Source organism: Burkholderia semiarida, assembly GCF_029268935.1.
Taxonomy (GTDB): domain Bacteria; phylum Pseudomonadota; class Gammaproteobacteria; order Burkholderiales; family Burkholderiaceae; genus Burkholderia; species Burkholderia semiarida.
Genome location: NZ_JAHLCL010000007.1, coordinates 1,248,326 through 1,274,354, shown reverse-complemented (window position 1 = coordinate 1,274,354; position 26,029 = coordinate 1,248,326). Strand labels below are relative to the sequence as shown.

The 26,029-nt window shown below is 69.4% G+C and carries 17 protein-coding genes and 1 riboswitch; of the genes, 9 read left to right on the top strand and 8 right to left on the bottom strand.

Going from position 1 to position 26,029, the window contains the following annotated elements:
• Positions 1–2: 2 nt before the first annotated feature.
• Together KPB06_RS18740 and KPB06_RS18735 are read right to left on the bottom strand one after the other, a co-directional pair.
• Complete coding sequence (locus KPB06_RS18740) at positions 3–1,697, bottom strand: ABC transporter permease (protein ID WP_060011461.1); 1,695 nt, start codon at positions 1,695–1,697, stop codon at positions 3–5.
• Entirely contained in the window at positions 1,687–2,730 is a 1,044-nt protein-coding gene (locus KPB06_RS18735) for a Fe(3+) ABC transporter substrate-binding protein (protein WP_060011463.1), read from the bottom strand. The genes KPB06_RS18740 and KPB06_RS18735 overlap by 11 nt, the downstream gene beginning before the upstream one ends.
• A 243-nt stretch (positions 2,731–2,973) precedes the next feature.
• On the opposite strand from KPB06_RS18735, the gene KPB06_RS18730 reads away from it, so the two are divergent.
• Complete coding sequence (locus KPB06_RS18730; RefSeq protein WP_006476417.1) at positions 2,974–3,135, top strand: hypothetical protein; 162 nt, start codon at positions 2,974–2,976, stop codon at positions 3,133–3,135.
• Between the two features lie 207 nt (positions 3,136–3,342).
• Here KPB06_RS18730 and KPB06_RS18725 read toward each other — a convergent pair whose 3' ends face one another.
• Positions 3,343–5,634 carry an FUSC family protein gene (locus tag KPB06_RS18725; RefSeq protein ID WP_059573934.1) on the bottom strand — a complete coding sequence of 764 codons (2,292 nt, stop codon included), beginning with the start codon at positions 5,632–5,634 and terminating at the stop codon, positions 3,343–3,345.
• 182 nt (positions 5,635–5,816) lie between these two features.
• Here KPB06_RS18725 and recC point away from each other — a divergent pair, with 182 nt between their 5' ends.
• Genes recC through arfB form a run of 4 tightly spaced genes read left to right on the top strand, consistent with a single transcriptional unit; the run spans position 5,817 to position 15,563 of the window.
• Positions 5,817–9,155 carry an exodeoxyribonuclease V subunit gamma gene (gene recC / locus KPB06_RS18720; RefSeq protein WP_059573933.1) on the top strand — a complete coding sequence of 1,113 codons (3,339 nt, stop codon included), beginning with the start codon at positions 5,817–5,819 and terminating at the stop codon, positions 9,153–9,155.
• A complete protein-coding gene (gene recB, locus KPB06_RS18715) occupies positions 9,152–12,859 on the top strand; it encodes an exodeoxyribonuclease V subunit beta (RefSeq protein ID WP_059573932.1) in 3,708 nt (1,235 codons plus the stop codon). Before recC ends, recB begins: the two co-directional genes overlap by 4 nt.
• Complete coding sequence (locus KPB06_RS18710; protein WP_059573931.1) at positions 12,856–15,162, top strand: AAA family ATPase; 2,307 nt, start codon at positions 12,856–12,858, stop codon at positions 15,160–15,162. Before recB ends, KPB06_RS18710 begins: the two co-directional genes overlap by 4 nt.
• Positions 15,159–15,563: an alternative ribosome rescue aminoacyl-tRNA hydrolase ArfB gene (gene arfB / locus KPB06_RS18705; protein ID WP_059573930.1), complete on the top strand. Its 405-nt coding sequence runs from the start codon at positions 15,159–15,161 to the stop codon at positions 15,561–15,563. The genes KPB06_RS18710 and arfB overlap by 4 nt, the downstream gene beginning before the upstream one ends.
• A gap of 52 nt (positions 15,564–15,615) precedes the next feature.
• On the opposite strand, the gene KPB06_RS18700 is transcribed toward arfB, so the two are convergent.
• The 5 genes from KPB06_RS18700 to thiC all read right to left on the bottom strand — a co-directional run bounded on the left by KPB06_RS18700 (position 15,616) and on the right by thiC (position 21,302).
• The gene (locus KPB06_RS18700; protein WP_059573929.1) at positions 15,616–16,896 is read right to left on the bottom strand and encodes a sensor domain-containing phosphodiesterase; all 1,281 of its coding nucleotides are present in this window, start codon (positions 16,894–16,896) and stop codon (positions 15,616–15,618) included.
• 500 nt (positions 16,897–17,396) lie between these two features.
• Complete coding sequence (locus tag KPB06_RS18695; protein ID WP_059573928.1) at positions 17,397–18,323, bottom strand: DMT family transporter; 927 nt, start codon at positions 18,321–18,323, stop codon at positions 17,397–17,399.
• Between the two features lie 139 nt (positions 18,324–18,462).
• The gene (locus KPB06_RS18690; RefSeq protein WP_059573927.1) at positions 18,463–18,717 is read right to left on the bottom strand and encodes a hypothetical protein; all 255 of its coding nucleotides are present in this window, start codon (positions 18,715–18,717) and stop codon (positions 18,463–18,465) included.
• Between the two features lie 211 nt (positions 18,718–18,928).
• A complete protein-coding gene (locus tag KPB06_RS18685) occupies positions 18,929–19,141 on the bottom strand; it encodes a glycine zipper 2TM domain-containing protein (protein ID WP_059573926.1) in 213 nt (70 codons plus the stop codon).
• 229 nt (positions 19,142–19,370) lie between these two features.
• Positions 19,371–21,302: a phosphomethylpyrimidine synthase ThiC gene (thiC, locus tag KPB06_RS18680; RefSeq protein ID WP_059573925.1), complete on the bottom strand. Its 1,932-nt coding sequence runs from the start codon at positions 21,300–21,302 to the stop codon at positions 19,371–19,373.
• Between the two features lie 124 nt (positions 21,303–21,426).
• Positions 21,427–21,543, bottom strand: a riboswitch (TPP riboswitch).
• 267 nt (positions 21,544–21,810) lie between these two features.
• Here thiC and KPB06_RS18675 point away from each other — a divergent pair.
• The 4 genes from KPB06_RS18675 to KPB06_RS18660 all read left to right on the top strand — a co-directional run bounded on the left by KPB06_RS18675 (position 21,811) and on the right by KPB06_RS18660 (position 25,771).
• The gene (locus KPB06_RS18675; RefSeq protein ID WP_104012332.1) at positions 21,811–22,098 is read left to right on the top strand and encodes a pentapeptide MXKDX repeat protein; all 288 of its coding nucleotides are present in this window, start codon (positions 21,811–21,813) and stop codon (positions 22,096–22,098) included.
• Between the two features lie 76 nt (positions 22,099–22,174).
• On the top strand, positions 22,175–22,807 hold the full coding sequence (locus tag KPB06_RS18670; RefSeq protein WP_060011466.1) for a cytochrome b/b6 domain-containing protein: 633 nt from the start codon (positions 22,175–22,177) through the stop codon (positions 22,805–22,807).
• 29 nt (positions 22,808–22,836) lie between these two features.
• Positions 22,837–23,625, top strand: coding sequence for a molybdopterin-dependent oxidoreductase (locus KPB06_RS18665; RefSeq protein ID WP_060965801.1), 789 nt, complete (start codon positions 22,837–22,839; stop codon positions 23,623–23,625).
• A gap of 766 nt (positions 23,626–24,391) precedes the next feature.
• The gene (locus KPB06_RS18660; RefSeq protein WP_181035416.1) at positions 24,392–25,771 is read left to right on the top strand and encodes an RICIN domain-containing protein; all 1,380 of its coding nucleotides are present in this window, start codon (positions 24,392–24,394) and stop codon (positions 25,769–25,771) included.
• Positions 25,772–26,029: the final 258 nt, after the last annotated feature.

Genomic DNA, 26,029 nt, shown 5'->3' with positions numbered 1-26,029 from the left:
TGTCAGGCTCCGATCTTGTGGCGGGTGCGGGCGAGCAGGATCACGGGCACGAGCCCGGCCAGCACGATCGCGAGCGCGGCGACCGCGCCTTCTTCATAGGTGCCGCGCGCGGCTTCCGCATACAGCCAGGTCGCGAGCGTGTCGAAGTTCAGCGGGCGCAGCAGCAGCGTGGCCGGCAATTCCTTCATCGCGTCGACGAACACCAGCAGCGCGCTTGTCGTGAGCGCGGGCCGCAGCAGCGGCAGGTGGACGCGGCGCAGCGTGCCGCCCGCCGTCTCGCCGAGCGAGCGCGCGGCCTGTTCGAGCGACGGCGGAATGCGCGCGAGGCCGGCCTCGATGCCGCCGGCCGGGATCGCGAGGAAACGCACGGTATAGGCGATCACGAGCGCGGTGGCCGAGCCCATCAGCAGCAGCGCGTCGCGGCCGAGCGCCGCGCCGAACAGGCGGTCGGCCGCCGCGAACGGCATCAGCAGGCCGATCGCGAGCACGGTGCCCGGCACCGCGTAGCCGAGGCTCGCGATCCGCGCGCACAGGCGGGCAGGGCCTGCCCGGGCGCTGTCGCGCTGCGCGCGGGCGGCCCACGCGACGACGAGCCCGCACGCGAGCGTCGCGGCGGTGGCGGCGGTCGCGATCGTCAGCGTGTTCGCGAGCCCCGTCATCAATTGCGCGGATACGCCGCCGACGAGGTGCAGCCGCTTGGCCGTTTCGACCGCGAGGTACGCGGCCGGCGCGCCGAAGCCGAGCAGGACCGGCAGCCAGCCGAGCACCGCGGCGGCGAGCGCGGCCGAGCCGGTCAGGCGGCGCGGCGCGATCGGCCGCATGCGCCGGCCGTGCGCGTAGCGCTGGCGGCGGCGTCCGTAGCGTTCCAGCGCGATCATGCCGACGACGATCGCGAGCATCGCCAGCGCGATCTGCGCGGCGCCGGCGAGATCGGAGCGCGTGATCCACGTCGTATAGACGGACACGGTCAGCGTCTGCACGCCGAGAAATTCCGACGCGCCGATATCGTTCAGCGTTTCGAGCAGCGCGAGGCTCACGCCGACCGCGATCGCCGGCCGTGCAAGCGGCACGACGACGCGCCAGAACGTCGCGACGCGGCCGGCGCCGAGCGTGCGCGCGGCTTCGAGCAGGCTCACGGACTGCGTGACGAACATCGCGCGCGTGCTCAGATAGACGTACGGATACAGCACGAAGCCGAGCACGAAGATCGCGCCGGGCAGCGAGCGCAGGTCGGGCAGGCGGAACTGGCGCGGGCTGTCGAAGCCGAGCAGCCAGCGGATCGCGCCTTGCACGGGGCCGATCGGATGCAGCAGGTCGAGATACGCGAACGCGACGATGTAGGTGGGGACCGCGAGCGGCAGCAGCAGCGCCCAGGTCAGGATCCGGCGGCCGGGGAAATCGTACGCGGTGACGAGCCACGCGCAGCCGGTGCCGACGATCGACACGATCGTGCCGACGCCGGCGAGCAGCAGCAGCGTGTTGACGAGCGCCTGCGGCAGTACGAATTCGGCGAGATGCCGCCAGTGCGCGAGATCGGCGTCGAACGCGGCGGCCACGAGCACCGCGAGCGGCGCCGCGACCGCCGCGGCGATCGCCAGCGCCGCGATCAGCCACAGGCTGCCCGCGCGCGGCCACAGGCGCGCACGCGGACCGCGCGGCTCGCGCACCGCGCGGGCAGGCGATGCGTCAGTTGTCAAAGCCGACCTTGTCGACGAGCTGGCTCGCCTGCTTGCGATGCTTCGCGATATCCGCGAGCGGCAGCGGGTCGACCTTCAGCGTGCCGAAGCTCGCGATCACCGGGTCGAGCTTCACGTTCGCGCGCACCGGGTATTCGTAGTTCGCCTGCGCATACAGCGCCTGCGCTTCGGGCGAGACCAGGTATTCCAGCAGCTTCACCGCATTGGCCTTGTGCGGCGCGTGCTTCGCGACCGTCGCGCCGCTGATGTTCACGTGCGTGCCGCCGCTCTTCGTATTCGCGAACGTCGGACGCACGACCTTGATCGCGTCGCCCCACTTGCGCGCATCGCTGCCGGGTTCCGCATTCTTCATGTGGCCGACGTAGTAGGCGTTCGCGAGGCCGACGTCGCAGATGCCGCCGAGGATGTCGCGTGCGACGTCGCGGTCGCCGCCCGTCGCCTTGCGCGCGAGGTTGGCCTTCACGCCGCGCAGCCACTTTTCGGTCGCGGCTTCGCCGTCATGCGCGATCATCGCCGCGACGAGCGCCGTGTTGTAAGGATGCTGGCCCGACCGGATGCAGACCTTGCCCTTCCATTTCGGATCGGCGAGCTCCTCGTAGCGGAACGCATCGACCTTCAGGTCCTTTTCGACGTACAGCACGCGGTCGCGCAGCGACAGTGCGTACCAGTCGCCGTTCGCGCCGCGCAGGTTCGCGGGAATCGCATCGTCGAGCGCCTTCGAGCGCACCGGCTGCGTGACGCCGCCGTCGACGAGGTCGAGCAGGTTGCCGACGTCGACCGTCATCAGCACGTCGGCCGGCGATTGCGCGCCTTCCGCCTTCACGCGCTCGAGCAGGCCATCCTTCACGAACACCGTGTTGACCTTGACGCCGCTCTGCTTCGTGAACGCGTCGATGAGCGGCTGGATCAGCTTCGGCTCGCGGGTGGTGTACAGGCTCACTTCCTCGGCTGCCTGGGCAAGCGGCGCGAAGGCGGCCGCGGCCAGGACGAGGGCGCCGGCGAGCGGCAGCAGGCGGGTGCGCGGATTCGACATGGAGACTCCGGTGGGGCAGGTGGACGAGGGAGCGTTCCGGGGCGCGCCTGCCGCCCGAGCGACCCGGAACATTACAAAGTGAAAGATTCTGGATTCTAAATCGAAATGGGAATGATTACCAAACGAAAGCTTGCGGAAAGCAGGGGAGAAGCCGGGGACGGAGGCCGGCGAACGGGGCGGCCCGGCGCGGGCGCAAGCGCGTAGAATGCCCGCTTCGAGGAATTTGACGGAGCAGCACCGACCATGAACGATCAGCGCAAGAAGAACCCTGTCCGCAATGTGAGCATCCTGATCGTCGTGGCCGTGCTGCTCGTGATCGGGACGATCCTGTACAACGCGATTTCGCAGAAGCACGCGTACGACGAGGCCCATCCGGCCGAGGCCGCGAGCGCGGCGTCGCACTGACGTGCCGGTGCGCGGCCCGCTCGGGTCGCGCGCGCGGCAGGCGAACGGCGTCGATTCGCGGCTTCCGGTGCGACGGGCGCCGTGCGGAACCGGGTCAGCGGAAGGCGCGCCGAAACCGGCGCGCCGTATCGACAGGTCGGCCGTGCGTCAACGTGACGCGGGCGCGAATTTCGGGCGGATCCGCGCGTAGAACACGGACATCCGCGCTCAGGCGGGCAGCCGGATCACGCTCGCGTCCTTGCGGATCAGCAGCGACGACGCGAGCATCTGCTTGCACTGGTGCGCGAGCACCTTCAGGTCGTGCGTGAGCTCGGCGCCGACCGCATCGGATTTTTCCGCGGACACGACCATCGCATCGAGATCGCGCGTGATCTGCTTCGATGCTTCGAGCTGGTCAGCCGGCGGCGGCTCGCCGGCTTCGGCCTTCTCGAGATTGTCGAGCACGGCGGCCAGGCCGCGCTGCAGCGCGTCGTCGTGGACGAGCCCGCCGTCGGCCGCGCACGCGCTGCGGATCAGCGGCGCCGCCGCCGTGATCTGCGCGCCGAGCACGTGCGTCTGCACGAGCAGGTCGTTCAGTTCGGGCACGAAGCGCTGGTGCGCCTTCGGCTCGATCATCATCCGCTGGAACGCCTGCCCGAGGTTCGCGAACGCGATGTGCACGTCCTTGCGGGCGAGCCGGTAGCGGTAGTCGTCGTCGAGGCTGGCCGCCGGAGATTCGATCGCCGCGGCGACGCCCGCGACGACGGCGGCACCGTCGGCGGCTGGCACCGTCGGCGGCGACATGCCGCGCCCGGCGCGCCACACGGCCTCGAAATACTTGCGGGTGGAGCTCAGCATGTCGGTGACGAGCTTGCCCATCAGCCGGTATTCCCAGTACGGGAACAGCCGGCTCGCGGCGATCGCGATCATGCAGCCCACCACCGTGTCGATCGCGCGCTCGCCGATGATCCGCATGCTGCCCGGCGCGAGCAGGTGGAACATCAGCAGCACGTACGACGACGTGAACACGACACTCGCCGCATAGTTGAACAGCAGCAGGCTGTAGCTCATCACCATCGACCCGAACATGATCGCGATCAGCAGGTGCGTGTCCTTCACCGTGTAGATCAGCGTGACGCTCGCCGCGCAGCCGATCAGCGTACCGACGATACGCGCCGCGTTGCGCTGCTTGGTCAGCGAGTAGCCGGGCTTCAGGATGATGATGGTCGTCATCACGATCCAGTATGCGTTGGTGAGCGGCAGCAGGCGCCCGATCCAGAAGCCGACCGCCACGGCGATCGTCACGCGCAGTGCGTGGCGAAAGCTCGGCGAGCGCATGTTCAGGTTCGAGAAGATCAGCAGCGGCGACAGGCGGCGGCGCTGCAGGAAGCGCGTGAGCGCCTTGTCGATCTTCAGTTCGGTTTGCTGCGGATCGGCGCGGCCCGACAGGTTGCGGCGCATCCGGTCGATCAGGCGCGTCGCGCTCCAGATGCGCCGGAACGTCGCGACCACGGCCGCATAGGCTTCCGCGTGGGTGGCCGCGAAGTTCTTCTTGCGCATCAGCTCGATCTCGTACTCGATCGCGCGCAGCTCGGCCTTCACGCTGATGTGCGAATGCGGCGCGCGGTTTTCGAGCACCGCGAGGCCGACCTCCTCGAGATCGGCCGCGGCCTTGCGGATCAGGTCGCGGTAGAAGATGATCAGGTCCGTTCCGCCGAACGTGTTGCGCACGAGCGGGTAGTCGGTGTGCGCGCCGACGAACAGCTCGTGCAGATCGACGCTGTTGATGAACAGGTTGTACATCGTCGTGCGGCCGGGATCGAGCTTGCCGCGCCGCAGCTTCGGCAGGTTGCGCAGCACGATGTCGCGCGCGGTTTCCTGCGTTTCGACCGCGGTGATCTGCCGGGCGACGAGATTGCGGTAGCACTCGTCGAGATCGGCGTCGAGATCGTAGAACTGCGCGCGCGCGAGCAGGTAGTCGGCGCAGGCGAACAGGCTTTCGGCCAGCGCCTGCTGCTCGATCCGGCGCGCCTGCCACTGCGACACGAGCGTGGCCCAGTACGTGTACCAGAGGCCGCCCGCGAGAATCCAGCCGGCGTTGACGAACGCCTGCAGCGGCGTGAACTTCTCCTCGAGCGTCATCACCATCATGAACAGCGTCGCGAAGCTGATCTGCGGCCAGCGGTTGCCGTAGACGACGATCAGCGACAGCACGAACGTGAGCGGCACGATCGTGAGCCACAGCGCGAAGATGTTCGGTGTCGCGAGGCCGGTGGCGAGCGCCGCCAGGAAACCGATCACGCTGCACGCGAGCATTTCGTTGTGCTTGTACTTGAGCGGGCCCGGCATGTCGACGACGCACGCGCCGAGCGCGCCCGTCGAGATCGTGAAGCCGAGCTCGCGGTTGTGAAACACGATCAGGCACAACACGGCCGGCAGCGACACGCCGACCGCGATGCGCAGGCCGCCGAAAAAGTACTGGCTGTAGAAAAACTTTCTGATTTCGACCGAATAGCGCATCGATGGGCTGAATGGCAGACGAAGACGCCCGGGGGCGGCGTATTGACTGGCGACGAGTCTATCGTATTTCGCGGTTCGCAAAAGCTGGCTTTCCGGCCGAGGTTCGCGGCGGCGGCCCATTTGCTATCCTTGGTGATCCTGTTCGCCCGGCCCCGCCGGTCCGAGGTTCCGACGCCCGCTTCATGCTCCATCTTTTCTATTCGAACCGTCACGAAACGCTGGCCGACGCGCTGCTCGAGGATCTGGCCGCGTTCCCGGCCCGTAACGGCCCGTGGGCGCCGCAACAGGTCATCGTGCCGAGCGCGGCGCTGCGCCGCCGCCTCGAGCTCGACATCGCCGCGCGCAACGGCGTGTGCGCGAACGTCGAGTTCACGTATCTCGCGCAGTGGCTGTGGGCGCAGATCGGCCGCGTGCTGGCGGTGCCCGCGCGTTCGCCGTTCGCGCCCGACCGGCTCGTGTGGCGCTGCTACCGGCTGTTCGCGCAGGCGGCAGGCGACGCGCCGTGGCTCGCGTCGCCGCGGCTGGTCGCGTATCTGTCGGCCTCCGACGATGCGATGCGCTACGAGCTGGCCCATCGCGTCGCGGCCGTGCTCGATCACTACCTGACCTACCGCCCCGAATGGCTGGCCGCGTGGCAGGCCGGCGAGTCGGTGCTCGCGGGCGACGCCGCGCCGCGCGGGATCAGCGACGCCGCGCGCGACGACGAGCGCTGGCAGGCCGCGCTGTGGCGCGCGCTGCTCGCCGAGCTGAGCGACAGCGGCACGCCGCCGGCGCACCGTTTCCTCGTCGAGGCGCGCCATCTCGATGCCGATACGGTCGCGCGCGCCGACTGGCCCGAATCGGTCAGCGTGTTCGCGCTGCCGACGATGCCGCCGCTGCACGTCGCGCTGCTGCGCGAACTGTCGCGCTGGATCGACGTGCGCGTCTACGCGCTGAATCCGTGCCGCGAATTCTGGTTCGACATCGTGACCGCCGCGCACGCCGAGGCGCTCGATGCGGCCGGGCGGCGCGATTACCAGGAAGTCGGCCATCCGCTGCTCGCCGAATGGGGCAGGCAGACGCAGGCGCAACTGCACATGCTGCACGAGCTGACTGAAAGCGCGGCGTCGGGCGATGCGTCGCGTTTCGTCGAGAATCCCGCACCGACGTGGCTCGCGCGCGTGCAGAACGCGATCCTCGAACTGCAGCCGGAGGCCGACATCGGCGGCACGCCGCTCGAGCGCGGGATCGAGGTGCATGTGTGCCACAGCCTCGCGCGCCAGCTCGAGGTGCTGCACGACCGGCTGCTCGCGTGGTTCGACGCCGATGCGAGCCTGCAGCCGTCCGACGTGCTCGTTGCGGTCGCCGATCTCGCCGCGGCCGGGCCGTTGATCGACGCGGTGTTCGGCACCGCAGGCGCCGGCGGCGCGCGGGTGCCGTACCGGATCACCGGCCTGCCGCCGTCGCAGGCGAACCCGGTCGCGCGCGTGCTGCTCGACTGGCTCGCGTTGCCCGAGCGGCAGGTCGGCGCGCCGGAGCTGGTCGAATGGCTGCGCGTGGATGCGGTGGCCGCGCGCTACGACATCGACGCGGCCGCGCTCGAAACGGTGCAGACCTGGCTCGCGGCCGCCGGCGCGCGGCGCGGGCTGTCGCCGCGCGCGAGCGACGACGCGGCCGTGCCCGCGCCGCGCCATACGTTCTCCGATGCGCTCGCGCGGCTCTTTCTCGGCTATGCGATGCCCGAAGGCGCGGCGCCGATCGGTGCATGGCTGCCGATCGAGGCGGCCACGGGCAGCGAGGCCGAACTGCTCGGCCGGCTCGCACGCTTCACCGACGATCTCGACGGCTTCGCGCGGCGGCTCGCGCAGTCGCACACGCCGCGCGGCTGGAGCGAGCTGTTCGCCGACACGCTCGCGCGCTTCTTCGATTCGGGCGCCGCGTATGCCGACGCGCTGGCCGGCGTGCGCGACGCGCTCGACGCGATGCTGGCCGCGATGACGGAAGGCGCGCCCGACGAGGCGCTGCCGGCGGCCGTCGTCCGCGCGGGGCTCACCGCGGCGCTCGACGATCCGGCCCGCGGCGGGGTGCCGTGGGGCGGCGTCACGTTCTCGTCGCTCACGAGCTTGCGCGGGCTGCCGTATCGCATCGTCTGCCTGCTCGGGATGGACGACGGCGTGCTGCCGAGCCTCGCGCGCGCGGACGAATTCGACCTGATGGCCGTGCTGCCGAAGCTGGGCGACCGGCAGCGCCGCGACGACGAGCGCAATCTGTTTCTCGACCTGCTGCTGGCTGCCCGCGACCGGTTGCTGATCGCCTATACGGGCCGCAGCATCCGCGACAATGCGCCGTTGCCGCCCGCCGCGCTCGTCGACGAGTTACTCGATCATCTGGCGATCGTCACGGCGGGGCCCGGCGCCGCCCCGGATGCGGTCGATGCCGCGCGGCGCGCGTTCATCGTCGAGCATCCGCTGCAGCCGTTCGCGGCCGCGTATTTCCAGCCCGGCAGCGAACTCGTTTCGTACGACACCGAGCGGGCGACGCTTGCGTCGCTGCTGGCCGCCGAAGCGTCGCGCGGCGGGCCGCGCGAGCAGCCGTTCTTCGCGCAGCCGCTGCCGGCCGAGCCGGTCGAGCCCGTCGCGTTCAGCGAATTCGAACGTTTCTGGCGGCATCCGGCGCGCGCGTTGCTGCGCGGCCGGCTCGGCATCGTGCTGGCGGACGCGCAGGCCGAACTGCTCGATACCGAGCCGTTCGCGCTGGACTTCGCCGGCAGCGACGCGCTTGCCGAGCGCGTGCTGCCGCTCCTGATCGAAGCGGGCGAGGGCGGCGTGCACGATCACGCGCTGCGCATCGCGGACGCGAGCCCCGAACTGCCCGGCGGCGCGACGGGCGCGGTGTGGCGCGACCAGGCGCTCGGCTCGATGACGCAGCTTGCGTCGAACGTGCGCGGTGCGCTGGCCGGCGGCATCGAGCGGCGGCCGTTCTCGCTCGCCGTCGTGCCGAAATGGCCCGACACCGAACAGGCGCTGTTCGGTGCCGACGACGCGATGCTGGCGGCCGACGCGGTGAGCGCGCCGCTCGAGTTGCACGGCACGCTGAACCGGTTGACACCGGCCGGCCAGGTCATCTACCGCTATGCGCGGCCGAGCGCGCGCGACTACCTGTCCGCGTGGCTCGCGCATCTCGTCTACTGTGCGATCGAGCCCGGCGGCCCGCGCCGCACGCTGTGGTTCGGCAGCGGCGGCGCGTTCGAGCTGACGCCCGTCGCGGCGCCGCTCGAACGGCTCGCGCCGCTGGCCGCGCTGTTCCGCGCGGGGCGGCGCATGCCGCTGCGGTTTTTCCCGCGCAGTGCATGGGCGCGGGTGTCCGACGGCGAGGCCAAGGCCGCGAGCGTGTGGATCAACGAGCGGGTCGTGAGCGAAGCCGACGATCCGGCCATCGCGATCGCGTGGCGCGGCGCGCATCCGTCGCTAGACGAGCCGTTCGGCACGCTCGCGCGGCTCGTGTTCGAGCCGCTCGTCGAACATCTGAAGGAGGTCGCATGAGCGCCGGGGCGCAGCAGCAGGCGCTCGAACTGGACGTATTCGCGTGCCCGCTCGACGGCGTCAACCAGATCGAGGCGTCGGCCGGCACCGGAAAGACCTGGAATATCTGCGCGCTGTACGTGCGCCTGCTGCTCGAAAAGGATCTCGGCGCGGACGAGATCCTCGTCGTGACGTTCACGAAAGCGGCGACGGCCGAGTTGCACGAGCGGATTCGCGGCCGGCTCGCGCAGCTCGCGCATGCGCTCGACACGGGCGACGACGGCGGCGATCCGTTCATCGCGCGCCTGCTGGAGACCACGCTCGGCGACGACGGCGCGCTCGATCCCGAGACGGCCGTGAAGCGGATCCGGCGTGCGCTGCGCGCGTTCGACCAGGCGGCGATCCATACGATCCACGCGTTCTGCCAGCGCGCGCTGCAGGAAGCGCCGTTCGCGGCGGCGATGCCGTTCGCGTTCGACATGGAGGCCGACGATGCGTCGCTGCGCTTCGAACTCGCGGCGGATTTCTGGCGCACGCGTGTCGAACCGGCGGCCGCGCGCTGGCCGGGCTTCGCGACGTGGCTCGTCGAATCGGGCGCCGGCCCGGCCGCGCTCGATGCGCAGCTCGCACGCCGGCTGAAGAAGCCGCTTGCCGCGCTGCGCTGGGATGGCGTGACCGAGCCGGACGAATCGGCCGAAGCGGCCGCGGCCGAATGCTTCGCGGAGGCCGCGCGGATGTGGGCGGCCGAGCGCGACGCGATCGATGCGCTGCTGCGCGCCGCGCAGCCCGCGCTCAATCAGCGCTCGCACAAGCCCGACGCGCTCGCCGATGCGCTCGCCGCGTGGGCGGCGCATTTCGCGCAGGGCGACGCGACGGCCGCGCTGCCGAAAGCCGCGCTGAAGCTCACGCAAACCGCCCTGACCAAGGCGACGAAAAAAGGCGGTGCGACGCCCGCCCACGCGTTCTTCGACGTGGCCGACGCGCTCGAGGCCGCCGTGGCCGCGGCCGAGGCCACGCAGCGCGCGCGCTGGCTCGCGCTGATCGCCGAATGGCTCGACATGGCGCCGCGCGAGCTGGCCGAGCGCAAGCGCACGCGGCGCGTCGTGTCGTTCGACGATCTGCTCGCGAACCTGTATCACGCGCTGCACGCGCATCCGTGGCTCGCCGAGGCGCTGCGCGCACGCTATCCGGCCGCGCTGATCGACGAGTTTCAGGATACCGATCCGCTGCAGTTCGCGATCTTCGACCGGATCTTCGCGCCGGGCGGCCCGCTGTTCCTCGTCGGCGATCCGAAGCAGGCGATCTACAGTTTCCGCGCGGCCGATCTGCATACCTATCTCGCCGCGCGCGCACGGGCGAGCGCGTGCTACACGCTCGCGGTCAACCAGCGCTCGACGCCCGCGATCGTCGACGCGTGCAACCGCTTGTTCATGTCGAATCCGCGCGCGTTCGTGCTCGACGGGCTCGACTATTACGCGGTGCGCGCCGGCACGCGCGTGCGTGCGCCGTTCGTCGACGAAACCGATCCGGGCCCCGCCGGCGATTTCCGGGTGTGGGCGCTGCCGGGCGGCGAACGCACGCTGCTCAAGCGCGATGCGCAGGCGCAGGCCGCCCAGGCGTGCGCGGCGGAGATCGCGCGGCTGATGCGCGGCGCGCGTGAAGGGCGCGTGCGCTTGGGAGACACGCCGTTGTCGCCGGGCGACATCGCGGTGCTCGTGCAGACGCACCGGCAAGGCAGCCTCGTGAAGCGCGTACTCGCGACGTGGGGCATCGGCAGCGTCGAGCTGGCGCAGGCGTCGGTGTTCTTGACCGGCGACGCCGAGCAGCTCGAACGCGTGCTGGCGGCGATCGATGCGCCGGGCGACCTGCGGCGCCTGCGCGCGGCGCTCGCGTCCGACTGGTTCGGGCTCGATGCCGGCGCGCTGTGGCGCATGGAGCAGGGCGACGGCGGCGCGCCACCCGGCGCGCCGGCGGCCGACGGTGCCGACGCGATGAGCTGGGTCGAGCGCTTCTCGCGGTATCGGCTGCTGTGGCGCGAACGCGGTTTCGCGGTGATGTGGCGCACGTTCACGCGCGAGCTGCGGATCGCCGAGCGGCTGATGGCCGGTGCGGACGGCGAGCGCCGCGTGACCGACATCAACCATCTGGCCGAGTTGACGCAGGCCCGTGCATCCGCGCAGCCGGGCATCGCGCCGACGCTGCGCTGGCTCGCCGCGCAACGGCTCGACGGCGGCGGCGAGGAAGCGCAACTGCGGCTCGAATCCGATCGCAATCTCGTGCAGATCGTCACGGTGCACAAGTCGAAGGGGCTCGAATACGCGATCGTGTTCTGTCCGTTCCTGAACGACGGCGGGCTGCGCGAGCCGCCGTCGTCCGCGTTGCCCGATGCGCGCGAGTATCACGACGAGGCGGGCGATGCGGTGCTGCATTACGGATGCGACGACGAAGCGGCCGCGCACGCGGCGCGCCAGGCGCTGCGCGAGCAGGCCGCGGAACGCGCGCGGCTCGTCTACGTGGCGCTCACGCGCGCGGTCTATCGCTGCTATGTCGTCGCCGGGCCCTACCTGTCGTCGCGCTCGACGCGCGAAGCGCGGCGCAGCGTGCTCAACTGGCTCGTCGCGGGGGCCGGCGCTGCGTTCGATGCGTGGCTCGACGAGCCGCCCGACGAAGCCGCGCTCGACGCGGCGTGGCACGCGCTCGCGGGCGGCCCCGTGAGCGTCGCGCCGCTGCCGGTGCCTGCGCGCCGCGAGCGTCTCGAAGCCGGGCACGACGCGTCGCAGATGCTCGCGGCGCGCCATGCGACACGCGTGCTGCGCGATGCGTGGCGGATGGCGAGCTTCAGCTCGCTGACCGCGTCGATGGCGCGGGAGGAGGCGGGCGTCGCGGCCGTGCCCGACGACGAACTGCGGCCCGATCACGATGCGCTTGCGGCGGTGACGCCCGACGGCGAACCGATACTGGCCGATACGGCCTCGGCCGGCCCGCCGGACGACGACATCCTCATGTTCCCGCGCGGCGCGGCGGCCGGCGAATGCCTGCACCGCCTGTTCGAGCTCAGCCGGTTCACCGAGCCCGAGTCGTGGCACACCGCCGCGCTCGGCGCGCTGCACGACCGGCCGGTCGAGGCCGAGCCGGAACTTGCGACGCGCCTGCCGGCGATGATGGCGCGGCTCGTCGACGACGTCGTGCACACCGAGCTCGTGCCGGGCATGCGGCTTGCCGATCTCGATCCGGCGAAGCGGCTCGACGAAATGGGCTTCCTGTTTCCGGCGCCGTCGCTCGACCTGACGGCGCTACGCCGGCTGCTGGTCGCGCACGGCTATCCGGACGTTGCACTGGAGGCGGGTACGCTCGCCGGTTTCATCAAGGGTTTCATCGACATGATCGTCGAACACGACGGCCGTTTCTGGATCGTCGACTGGAAGTCGAATTACCTCGGCACGACGCCGGATGCCTACGGCCCGCGCGCGCTCGACGTCGCGATGGCCGATCACGCGTATCACCTGCAGGCGCTGCTCTATACGGTCGCGCTGCACCGTTACCTGCGTGGCCGCCTGCCCGATTACGACTACGACACGCACATCGCCGGTTACCTGTACCTGTTCGTGCGCGGTGTGCGGCCCGGCTGGCGCAGCGGCGGCGAGCCGGCCGGCGTGCATGCGCGGCGGCCCGCGCGCGCGCTCGTCGACGCACTCGACCGGATGATGGAAGGGAGCCGCGCATGACCGCATCCGACGACATGCTCGAATTCACCGGCGGCCTCGTCGCGCGGCTGCCCGAGCCGGCCGATTTCGGCATCGCGCTCGCGGAAGGCTTCGCGCGCCGCATCGGCGACCTCGCGCGGCGTGCCGGTGCGCCGCCCGCAGCGGCACGCTGGGCGGCGCGCGCCGCGTTCGCGACGAGCCGCGCGACCGCCGGCGGCCACGTGTGCGTCGCGCTTGGCGCGCTCGCGCAGCGCTACGAAGCGCCGCTCGACGAGGTCCGCGCGGCGCTGGCCGCAAGCGGCGTGGTCGCGTTCGGCACGCTCGCGCGCGGCGACGAGCGGCCGCTGATCGTCGACCGGCTCGATCACCTGTACCTGTCGCGCTATTTCGATTACGAACGGCGGCTCGCCGATGCGCTCGTCGCGCAGGCCGGCGTCGCCGCGCCGGACGAACGCCTGTCGCCCGACCGGTTGCGCGACAGTCTCGCCCGTTACTTCGGGCCGGCCACTGGCGAAGTCGACTGGCAGCGCGTCGCGGCGATCGTCGCGCTGACGGGCCGCGTGACGATCGTCAGCGGCGGGCCGGGCACGGGCAAGACGACGACCGTCGTCGGCGTGCTCGCCTGTCTGCTCGACGCGCACCCGGGGCTGCGCATCGCGCTGGCCGCACCGACCGGCAAGGCCGCACAGCGGATGCAGGAGGCGCTGCACGCGCGCGCCGGCGATCTGCCGCCGGAACTCGCCGCGCGCCTGCCCGACACGTCGTACACACTGCATCGGCTGCTGGGCGGCGGTGGAGCAGGCGGTTTCCGGCATCATCGCGACAATCCGTTGCCGTACGATCTGATCGTCGTCGACGAGGCGTCGATGATCGACGTCGCGCTCGCCGCGCATCTGCTCGACGCGCTCGCGCCGGGCGCGCGGCTCGTGTTGCTGGGCGACAAGGATCAACTGGCCGCGGTCGAGGCCGGCGCCGTATTCGCGGAGCTGAGCGCGCGGCCGGCGTTCACGGCCGCGGCGCGCACGCGCATCGCGCAGGCGCTGGGCATCGACGAGGCGGCGTTCGTCGCGGCGTTGCCGGTGCCGGACGAAGCCGCACCGGCTGCGGTTCCGGCCGCGCATCCGGTTTCCGCTTCCGTACGGGCTTCGGCGTCGCCATCGGCGTCCGTACCCGTTTCACGCAAGCCGGCGGCTCGGCCGAAAGTCGATGCGCGACAGGCGTCGCTCTTCGACGACGAACCGCAGGACGACGAAGCGTCGTCGCCCGGCATCGCGCCGCCATCGCACGCGGAGTCGGCACCGGCCGATGTCAGCGTATCGGGCGGCACTGCGCCCGCGTGGATCGAGGCCGACGAACTCGCGTGGCTCGACACCGTCGAGCTGCCGCCGTTCGACACAGCCGATGCGGCGCTCGCGTCGGTGACGGCCGCCGCATCGCCATTGACCGGCGAAGTCGCCGCCGCGTCCGCCGGCACGTCCGCTCCGGCACCGCTCGCGGATTGCGTCGTGTGGCTCGAACGCAATTACCGGTTCGGTCTCGATTCGCCGATCGGACGTCTGTCGCTCGCGATCCGCCGCGGCGATGTGCAGGCGGCGCTCGATGCGCTGCCTGCCGACGACTCGGCCGCCGCGTCGTTTCATGACGATGCGGGCGACACGCTGACGTCGTCGACGGTCGAGCGGCTCGCGCGGCGCTTCGGCGCCTATCTCGACGCATTGCGCGACGCGTTGGCCGCGCCGGTGCCCGATCCGCTGCCGCTGTTCGACGCGCTCAACCGGTTCCGGATTCTGTGCGCGACCCGCGGCGGCTCGCGTGGCGCGGAACACGTCAATGCGCTGGTGGCCGCGCACGTGCGGCACGCGGCGCGCGTGCCGCTCGCGGTCGGCGCGCACTGGTTCACCGGGCGGCCGATCATGGTTACGCGCAACGACTATGCGCTGGGGCTGTTCAACGGCGACATCGGCATTGCGCTGCCCGACGCGCACGGCGTGCTGCGCGTGTGGTTCCGGCGCGCGGACGGCACCGTGCGCGCGGTGTCGCCGGCCGCGTTGCCGCCGCACGAGACGGCGTTCGCGCTGACGGTGCACAAATCGCAGGGCTCGGAATTCGACGAGGCGGCGCTCGTGCTGCCCGCGTCGTTCGGCCGCGTGCTTACGCGCGAGCTCGTTTATACGGCCGTCACGCGCGCCCGCACGCGCGTGCAGGTGATCGGGCCGCGGCGCGTGCTGGCGCAGGCAGTCGCGACGCGCACGCAGCGCGATTCGGGGCTCGCGGCCCGCATCGACGAGGCGCTCGCCCGGCGCCGCATGGAGGTTTCGCGATGATGATCCGCTACACGCTCGATCCGGCCGAGGTCGAATGGACCGCCGTGCGCGCGCAGGGCGCGGGCGGGCAGAACGTGAACAAGGTGTCGAGCGCGATTCATCTGCGCTTCGACATCCGCGCGTCGTCGCTGCCGCCGGTGCTCAAGGAGCGGCTTCTCGCGCTGTCCGACCAGCGCATCACGCGCGACGGCATCGTCGTGATCAAGTCGCAGGAATATCGGACGCAGGAGAAGAACCGCGAGGCGGCGCTCGCGCGGCTCGATACGCTGATCGGCAGCGTCGCGTACACGCCGCGTGCGCGGGTCGCGACGCGGCCGACGCGTGCGTCGAAAGAACGGCGGCTCGAACACAAGTCGCGCCGCAGCGTGGTGAAGTCGGGGCGAGGGAAGGTGGTCGACTGACGAACGACGGGCCGGTGCTCGTCGCGAGCGAAGGTCCGCCGCGCGCGGCCCGCTAGCGCATCACGGTTCCGGCGCTGTCGAGCACGAAATCGACGCAGAACACGACGAGCCGGCTCTGCGCGCGGATCGCGACGGCGGCCGTATAGCAGTCGCGGCCTTCCGTCAGCGAAAAGTGCGGGCCCATCAGCGCGACGCGCCCGGGGGCGGCGATCGCGCGCTGGAAATACGGGCGTCGCGACCAGTTGCTGTGGGTCTCCGGGAACAACGGGGCGAGGCGGGTCGCGCTCGCCTGACTATCGTCGAGCGGGGCGCCGATCGACGGCAGGAACTGTTCGCCCGTCTCGTCCGTGACGAACACGCGACGCGCGGCAGGCACCGCGAATACGCGCTGTGCGGCGTCCTGCAGGTTGCCGCTCGCCGAAAACGCGGCCGCGCCGCCGAGCACGAGGCGTTCGATCGCGTCGAAGCCCGGCTGCCCGGCGGCCACCGGCGTGTGCCGGCGGGCGATGAAGCGCCGCCACGCGGCGTCGAGCATCGCGGGCGCCGCCGCGCTCGCGTGCGCGATCGATGCATCGGGCTGACCGAACCGGAAACCCTGCACGAAATCGATGTCGGCTTCCATCAGCGCCTGCAACGCGTCGTCGCTTTCCACGCCTTCGGCCAGCACCATCGCGCCGGCCTGGTGCAGCATCGACACGAGGTGATGCATGATGCGGCGATCCTCGGCCGAGCTGGTCGAACGCTCGACGAGCGAGCGGTCGAGCTTCACGATGTCGGGTCGCGCCCGCCACACGCGGTCGAAGTTGGAGAAGCCGGTGCCGAAATCGTCGATCGCGATCAGGAAATCGCGATGCTGGATCATGTCGATCGTGCGGGCGAGCGCGGCTTCGTCGCGCGCCGGCTGCTCGACCACTTCCAGCACGATGCGGTTCGGCGGCAGCGCGAAATGCCGGCATAGCGCCTCGACGAACTCGCGCTGCACGAGGCCCGTATCGAGCACGCGCGGCGTCACGTTCAGGAACAGCCAGCCGTCGCCGATGCCCTGCGCGACGAAGTTGGCCGTGTGCAGGCAGCGCGCGAGCCGGTCGAGCAGCAGCGCGTCGGCGTCGCCGCGCGTCTTGTCGAGCAGGGCGGTGGGCGACGCCAGCGCGCCGTTCCCGTCGACGACGCGCAGCAGCGCCTCGTAGCCGACGACGCGCTTGTGCGTGATCGACAGCACGGGCTGGAACACGCTGCGCAAGGTCGTGGTGCGATAGGTGGCGAGCCAGCCGTGGGGTGTCGGCGTGAGGCGTTCGAGCAGGGCGTCGAGCGACAGGTCGCGGGTGGGCTTCATGTCAACGGTGCCCAGGCGGGGGCGGCGGGGTGTCGACACTCCGCCACGCCGATGCAGCCGCATGCGCAGGCGGACGCGAAAGAACGTGGGGCATCGAGACTGCCTTCTGCGGATAAGTGTCCCGAGTGTAACGGGATTGCCGCGGCGCGCGTATCAGGGTAACTCCAGACGCAAACGCTACATCGCGATTCCGGCACGCGGGCGGCGGCGCGGCCGCGGGCGCCGCATGCGTGCGTACGGTGCATGATCGTCGCGAAACGAAGCGCGCCGCGGCCGCGGGCGATCATCCCGCGACAGGGCGTGATCGTGCGTCGTTGCCGCCCGATACGGGAAATCCCGGCGGCCGGCCGCCGCTGTCAGACGAATGAGACGAATGCCGCGCGCCGCGGTGCGATCGGCGGCATGTCGGCCAACCCGCGGCGCGCCGTCATCGGCATTGCCGCGCGGCGGCCACTGGGCTGCGGCCTGCGACGGTCCGTGCGCGCCCGGCGTGCCGATCGTCAGGCCGCTTCGCCGCCGCGGGGCCGGACGCCGGGAATCCGCTTGATCACGCCGGTCGCGAGCGCGGTGCCGACGAGCACGATCGCGCAGCCTTCGATCATCACGGCCGACACGTGTTCGCCGAGGAACAGCGCGCCCCACAGCAGGCCGAACACGGGGATCACGAACGTCACGGTAATCGCGCGGGCGGGCCCGATGTGCGCGATCAGGTAGAAGAAGATGAAATAGGCGATGCCCGTGCACGCGACGCCGAGCGCGAGCACCGCGCCCCATGCGTGCACGCCGATCGGCGCGGCCGGCCACGTCGCGATCGCGAACGGCAGCAGCAGCACGGTCGAGCCGATCATGCTGCCCGCTGCGTTGACGAGCGGATCGACGCCGCCGAGGTTGCGTTTCGTATAGTTGGCCGCGACGCCGTACAGCAGCGTCGCGCCCAGTGCGGCCGCCGCGGCGAGCGCGGTCGCGCCGGCGCCCGTGTCGCCGTGCGCGGTCGCGATCTGGTTCCACACGAGCGTGAGTACGCCGGCGAACCCGATGACGAGGCCGAGCGCGCGCGGCAGCGACAGCTTGTCCTTCAGCCACAGATAAGCGAAGAGCGCGCCCCACAGCGGCGTCGTCGCGTTGATCACCGACGTCACGCCGGCCGACAGCGTCAATTCGGCGAACGCGAACAGGCAGAACGGGATGCCGGAATTCAGCGCGCCGACGACGAACAGCGGCCACGCATGACGGCGCAACCGGGCGCCGAGATCGGCCGGTTTGAAGCGCGTCAGCGCGAAGCCCGCGAGAAACAGCGCGCCGATGCCCACGCGCAGCGCCATCAGCGGCGCGACGCCGAAATCGACCACGCCGATCCGGATGAACAGGAAGGATGCGCCCCACAGGGCGGCGAGCACGGTCAGCAGGAAAGCGTTTTTGGGCGACATCGATCGGGGAGGGCGGGACGGGATGCGAGGATCTTACACCGCGTTACCACACCGTCGTTTCACGATCGGATGAAACGACAAGAAACGGGAACGTCGCCGGTCGTGCCCGGCGGCGGGCGGCCACGCGCGGTGCGGCCGATCAGCGATGACGCCAGCCGCCGCGTCCGCCGAAACCGAAATTGAGCGACAGTGCCGGGCCCCAATAGCCGCCCCACGCCGGCCCATACGCAGGCGCCGGATAGTAGTAGGCGGGGGCCGGATCGACATACACGGGCGCGGGCTGTACCGGCGCCGGCGCCGCCGTGTAATAGCCTCCGGGATAGTAGGCGTATGGGTAATAGCAGCCGGCAAGCGTCGCGCAGGCAAGCGCCGAGGCGACGAAGGTCCTGTTCATGATGTGTCTCCGGCGCAGCCGGCTATCGGCAGATACTCGAAGCTTAGGCCGAGGACCGGTGACACGGTATGAGAAACGGTAACCGATCATTTCCGGTCAGCGGCCACGCCCTGCGGCGCTACATGCAAAAACGGCGCGTCCGCGGTGCGGAAGCGCCGTTGAGCCGATCGGCCGTGGCCGGATGACGCCCGGCCGGCCGGAGTCGGGCTGCTTACTTGCCGATCTGGTTACCGATGATGCCGCCGGCCGCCGCGCCGCCCAGCGTCGACAGCGCGTTGCCGCCGATCGCCGCGCCGGCGACGCCGCCGACACCCGCACCGATTGCCGTATCGCGCTGGCGCCGCGACATCGAATCGCAGGCCGACAGGCTGGCCACTGTCGCGACGAGGAGCGCGCATACCCCAAAACGCCGAATCGAATTCATGATCGTTGTCCTTGTGGTAGTGAACGGAAGGCGCGCGACCGACCGGCGGCCACGCATGACCCCAATCTACGCGCCGTCCTGCGGCGCTGCTGTAAGGACTTGTTAAGGCTCGCGCGGTTTCGTAATCAATTGTTTCCCCTGCGCCGGCAGGCACGCGACATGCGCAAAAAAGCCCGCTCGAAAGCGGGCTTCGCGCGGCGCGATGCGAGCGGTGCGGCTCGCGGCGCGCTTACTGGCGGTGGTAGATCTCGGCGCCGGTCTTCACGAACTCGACCGCCTTGACCTCCATCCCCTTCTTCAGCGCTTCGGTCTCCGACACGCCTTGCTGCGCCGCGAACTCGCGCACGTCCTGCGTGATCTTCATCGAGCAGAAGTGCGGGCCGCACATCGAGCAGAAGTGCGCGACCTTCGCCGAATCCTTCGGCAGCGTCTCGTCGTGGAATTCGCGCGCCTTGTCCGGGTCGAGACCGATGTTGAACTGGTCTTCCCAGCGGAACTCGAAGCGCGCCTTCGACAGCGCGTTGTCGCGCACCTGCGCGCCCGGATGACCCTTGGCGAGGTCGGCCGCGTGCGCGGCGAGCTTGTACGTGATGATGCCTTCCTTCACGTCGTCCTTGTTCGGCAGGCCGAGGTGTTCCTTCGGCGTCACGTAGCACAGCATCGCGGTGCCGAACCAGCCGATCATCGCGGCGCCGATGCCCGACGTGATGTGGTCGTAGCCCGGCGCGATGTCGGTGGTCAGCGGCCCGAGCGTGTAGAACGGCGCTTCCTTGCACCAGTCGAGCTGGAGATCCATGTTCTCCTTGATCAACTGCATCGGCACGTGGCCGGGGCCTTCGATCATCACCTGCACGTCGTGCTTCCACGCGATCTGCGTGAGCTCGCCGAGCGTCTTCAGTTCGCCGAGCTGCGCTTCGTCGTTCGCGTCGTAGATCGAGCCGGGGCGCAGGCCGTCGCCGAGCGAGAAGCTCACGTCGTACGCCTTCATGATCTCGCAGATCTCTTCGAAGTGTTCGTACAGGAAGCTTTCCTTGTGATGCGCGAGGCACCACTTCGCCATGATCGAGCCGCCGCGCGACACGATGCCCGTCATCCGGTTCGCGGTGAGCGGCACGTACTGCAGGCGCACGCCCGCGTGGATCGTGAAGTAGTCGACGCCTTGCTCGGCCTGTTCGATCAGCGTGTCGCGGAAGATTTCCCAGGTCAGGTCCTCGGCCTTGCCGTTGACCTTTTCGAGCGCCTGGTAGATCGGCACCGTGCCGATCGGCACCGGGCTGTTGCGGATGATCCACTCGCGCGTTTCATGGATGTGCTTGCCGGTCGACAGATCCATCACCGTGTCGCCGCCCCAGCGGATCGCCCACGTCATCTTGTCGACTTCCTCGCCGATCGACGACGTGACGGCCGAGTTGCCGATGTTCGCGTTGATCTTCACGAGGAAGTTGCGGCCGATGATCATCGGCTCGGATTCCGGATGGTTGATGTTCGCGGGGATGATCGCGCGGCCGCGCGCGACTTCGTCGCGCACGAATTCCGGCGTGATCTCGGCCAGCGCGTTCGCGCCAAAGGCCGCGGCGCCGAACGCCTGGCCCGGATGCTGGCGGCCCATCATCGCGGCGAGCTTCGCGCCGTTCGGGCCGCTCGACTTCAGGCTCTCGATGTATTCGGCGCGGCGCTGGTTCTCGCGGATCGCGATGTATTCCATTTCCGGCGTGATGATGCCCTGACGCGCGTAGTGCATCTGCGTGACGTTCTTGCCGGGCTGCGCGCGGCGCGGGTTGCGGTGCAGGCCCGGGAAACGCAGGTCGGCGGTGGCCGGGTCGGCCGCGCGCTCGAGGCCGTACCGGCTCGACAGGCCGGGGAGCACTTCGGTGTCGCCGCGCGCTTCGATCCAGCGCTGACGCAGTGCGGGCAGGCCCGCGCGGATGTCGATCTTCGCGTCCGGATCGGTGTACGGGCCCGACGTGTCGTACACGTAGATCGGCGGATTCTTCTCGCCGCCGAAGCCGGTCGGCGTGTCGGCCTGCGTGATCTCGCGCATCGGCACGCGAATGTCGGGTTGCGAGCCGGTGACATACACCTTGCGCGAATTGGGCAGCGGGGCGACGGCGGCGGCGTCGACGTGGGCGTCGGCAGACAGAAACTTCGGATTGGCGTTCATGCAATCTCCTGTGCGGGCGCCGGACAGGCGCTTCGGCGCTTGCCCGGAGCCCTTGACGAATGTGGGGCTCGAGCTAAGCAGGAGACAAGGCTTGGTGAGGCGGCGGGTTTCGTCAGAGGGATGGCGGCGAAATCCGTACGCTTCCCTGCGCTGGCATTATCCAGATCAGGTTCAAAGGGTATTTCTCACCCGCAATGCCGGTTGTTTGACCGAACGCATTGCAGGACCCCCGCGTTAGCAGCGCACACGATACACCGGCTTGGCGGTGGTTTCAACCGGGTGCGGATCGGATTGCGCCGGGCGATGGCCGGATCGCGGCCGCTGGTGCGCGCACGCTGCGCCGCAGCAAGCGCTGCGGTCGAACCGCGATGCAGGGCCGGACAGAACGGCCGAGCGGGGCAGTAGTCCGTTCCCTTTTTTCAGGCGCAAAAAATTTTCGTCATCGCTGTCATTTCCGTCCGCGTGCTCCGTCTATTCGGCTCCTTAACCCATGTATCGGAGAGATGTCATGAAAAAAGTATTCGTCGCCACCTGTATCGCCGCACTTGCCACGATCGCAACGGGGGCCTACGCGCAGAACGATGCGATGTCGAAGGACGGCATGTCGATGTCGAAGGACGCGATGGGCCACGACGCGATGTCGAAGGACGGTGCGATGGCGAAGGACGGCATGAAGAAGGACGGCATGAAGAAGCAGGCGATGAAGAACGACGCGATGAAGAAGGACGCGATGGGTCACGATTCGATGAAGAAGGACGACGCGATGAAGAAGGACGCCATGAGCCCGTCGAACTAACGAATGCGTGCGGGGCGCGACCGGCCGGTCACCGGCGCGCGTCGCGCCCCGTCACATCATCCCGGGAGTCTTCATCATGCAAACGGTCCCTGTCACTGATCGCGCGAATGCGCCGCCGCCCGCGCCGACGATCCATCCGCGGTGGGTGCGCGCGAGCCACTGGCTCAACGCGCTCGCGGCGATCCTGATGGCGTTGTCCGGCTGGCGCATCTATGACGCGTCGCCGATCTATCCGTCGTTCACGTTCGCGCACGGCATCACGCTCGGCGGCTGGCTCGGCGGTGCGCTGCAATGGCATTTCGCGGCGATGTGGCTGCTGGTCGGCAACGGCCTGTTCTACCTCGCGATGTCGATCGCGACGGGGCGCTTCGCACGCAAGCTGCTGCCCGTGACACCTGCGTCGGTGTGGCGCGACGTGCGCGCCGCGCTCGGCGGGCGGCTGTCGCACGACGACCTGAGCGTCTACAACGCGGTGCAGCGTGCCGCGTATCTGACCGCGATCGTCGATCTCGTCGTATTGGTGCTGTCGGGGCTCGCGATCTGGAAATCGGTGCAGTTCCCGCTGCTGCGCGAACTGTTCGGCGGTTACGACAATGCGCGCATCGTGCACTTCTGGGCGATGTCGCTGCTGGTCGCGTTCGTGGTCGTCCACGTCGCGATGGCGTTGCTGGTGCCGCGCTCGCTGCTCGCGATGCTGCGCGGCCGCTGACCCGTACACCGCGGGCGAAGGAAATCATCATGTCGGAATCTGAAAACAACCGCGGCGAGCCGCGCTGGGCGCTCGACCGGAAATCGCTCGAGCTCGACGTGCGCCGCGAACTCGAGATGCCGTCGCGACGGCTCTTCAACCGGCGCGTGCTGACGCTCGGCGGCCTCACGATGCTGACCGGCTGCACGCTGCAGGACGACGCGTCGGTCAACACGTTCCTCGAGAAAGTGTCGCGCATGAACGACCGCGTGCAGGCGTGGCTGTTCAACCCGAACCAGCTCGCGCCGACCTACACCGAGGCCGACATCACGCGGCCGTTTCCGTTCAACGCGTACTACGGAATCGACGACGTGCCGCACGTCGACGAATCGACGTATCGGCTCGTGCTGTCGGGCCGCGTGACGGGCAAACGCGTATGGACGCTCGACGAGCTTCGCGCACTGCCGCATGCGGAACAGATCACCCGGCATATTTGCGTGGAAGGGTGGAGCGCGATCGGCCGCTGGGGCGGCACGCCGTTCGGCGCATTTCTCGCGCGCGCGGGCGCCGACACGCGGGCGAAATACGTCGGCTTCAAGTGCGCGGACGACTACTACGAAAGCATCGACATGCCGACCGCGCTGCATCCGCAGACGCTGCTCGCGTTCGAGTACGACGGCCGCCGGCTGCCGGCGGAATACGGCTTCCCGATGAAGCTGCGGATGCCGACCAAGCTCGGCTACAAGAACCCGAAGCACATCATGGAAATCTTCGTGACGGACACGTTCCCCGGCGGCTATTGGGTCGATCAGGGCTACAACTGGTTCGGTGGATCGTGATGTGGGCCGCATCGCGCGAGGGGGCGGCGACTCATCTCGAAAATGATCGGAAAAGATCGAATTTTATGGCGTCAATGAGGCTGGTAATTTAGTACTTGTACGATTGTTTGTCAGATGCATCGAATTTTATAATTTTCTCATCGCGCCAGGTCTCCTCGCTGGAGATCGGCGCCGATTGACGGATGTATCTGGCAGCAGCGGAATTTAACCTATTCGCTATTCGAATCGCGAATGACAGGTCGAGTAACGCTGGTCGCGCACGGTGTGATGCGTGTGCGGCTGCGCCTTCCTTTTTCCTATTCGCGGTGAGTCGATTAGCATGGGTCGTGTATTTTTTCGGCGTGGTTTGCCGTTGGGAGCATTTTGTCTGCTGGCGGGTTTGACGTTGTCGGCCTGCGGCGGTGACGATTCGTCCGAGGTCGTGCAGATCGAGGACGCGAGCCCGCGTCCGGAGCCGGGCGATGTTGAAGTGGTCGATCCGCCGCCCACGCTGCCCGAGGCGGTGCCCGGCGAGCCTCCGCCGGTTGTGCCGCCGCCGGTTGTGCCTCCACCGGTTGTGCCTCCGCCGGTCGAGCCGCCCCCGGTCGAGCCGCCGCCGGTTGTGCCTCCACCGGTTGTGCCTCCGCCGGTCGAGCCTCCGCCGGTCGAGCCGCCCCCGGTCGAACCACCCCCGGTCGAACCACCCCCGGTCGAACCGCCGCCTGCACCCATCGACACGAGCTTCGCCATCCGCAACCTCGCCCAAGGCGGCGAGCGCTGCCTCACGATGTCGACTGTCGATGGCGTGTCCGTCGGGTTCGCGGCCTGTTCGGGATCGGACGCGCAGCGCTGGCGCATGGAGCGGGCCAACAACGAGAACTTCAGGGTGAAGAACGTGCTGGCCGCATCGCAGAGCCGCGACGTCTGCCTGCGTGCGGCGCCTGCCGCGCCGGGCGCGGTGAGCATGTCGTCGTGCGGCGGCGCCGATTACCCGGCGACGCGGCTGTGGCGTGCGGCGATGCTCGATCCGAACGGCATGTTCACGATGCTGAACAAGCACTGGGCCGCGACGAACACGCTGCAGGCGACGGAGGGCGCACCCGCGATGCTGCCCGAAACCGGCCAGCCCGCCGCGCGCTGGACCTATGAAGGCGAGGTGCCGACCCTCATGCGAAGGGTCGGCGGCACCGATCGCGTGTTGCTGATAACGGGCCGCTTTACGGGCCAGACGGCGAATCCCGCCGAGCCGATCCGCAAGGCGGTATTCGGTGACGGCGACGATTTTTCGTCGCTCGCGCACTACCTCAAGCTGGCATCGCGCGGCAAGTTCGGGATCGAAGGCACAATGCTGACCGACGTGGATCTCGGCGATTTCCCCAAGGGGTGCGATTCGGTCGCCATTCGCGCGCAGGCGAAGGCCGCGGCGAAGGCGCGCGGCGTCGATGCCGGCAAGTTCAACTTGTTGTTCGTCGATTTCCCGTCGAACCGCGAATGCAGATTTTCAGGTCTGGCCGGGAGCCCGGGCGCGTGGGTCCTGTCGAACGGCTCCGGGCATGGGTACTGGATGTGGACGCACGAGTTCGGGCACGGGCTCGGCGTACACCACCCCGATTCGCTGCAACACTGCCCGGTCAAGGATGGCGCCGTCGTGATCGGCAACGGCTGCGTGACGGGCGGCATCGACGATCCGACCGATACCGTGGGCGGTGGCGGCCGGCGGATGTATCCGGTCGATTACCAGTTGTTTACCGGCTGGCTTTCCGAGGAGGACGTGCCCGCCATCGTCAAGCCCGGCACGTATCGCCTCGCGCCGTTGTGGAGCACGCTGCCGGGCAAGCAGGGCTACCGGCTGCCGCGTGGGGACGGCTCGGCGCTGGTGCTCGAATTCCGCCGTCCGCAGCTCGACGCGGGCAAGCGCGGCACGTTCGAGGACTGGCCGGACACGTCGCCGTTCGTCAACGGCGTGACGGTGCGGATCATGCGCCACCCGAACACCGTGAGCATCAAGAACACCCTCGTCGATGCGACGCCCGGCAGCGCGGACGGCATGAAGGACGCGCCGCTGATGCCGGGCAAGTCGATCGTCGATACGGTGTCCGGACGCCGGATCACCGTGCTGTCGGCCGACGAGAGCGGCGCGGTCGTGCAGGTCGAACTGGCGCGGTAGACGGGAAGGGCTCGCGGCACGCCAGGTGTCGCGCCGAAACGTCACTCCCGATCCTTTCGGATAGGTCTGACGATGCTTTCGAATCCTTGATGCCATAATGCCGAGCGTGCGCAACCGAAAACGGTTGCGCGCGTTTTTTTTGTCCCTCTGCCGCCGCTTGCCGGTTCTTTTTCGTCGCCGTTCGCACTGCCATGTCGTTCCGCACGTTTGCTCTGCCTTCCCGGTTCCGCCTGGACCGTTTGCCGGCATTGCCGGCGT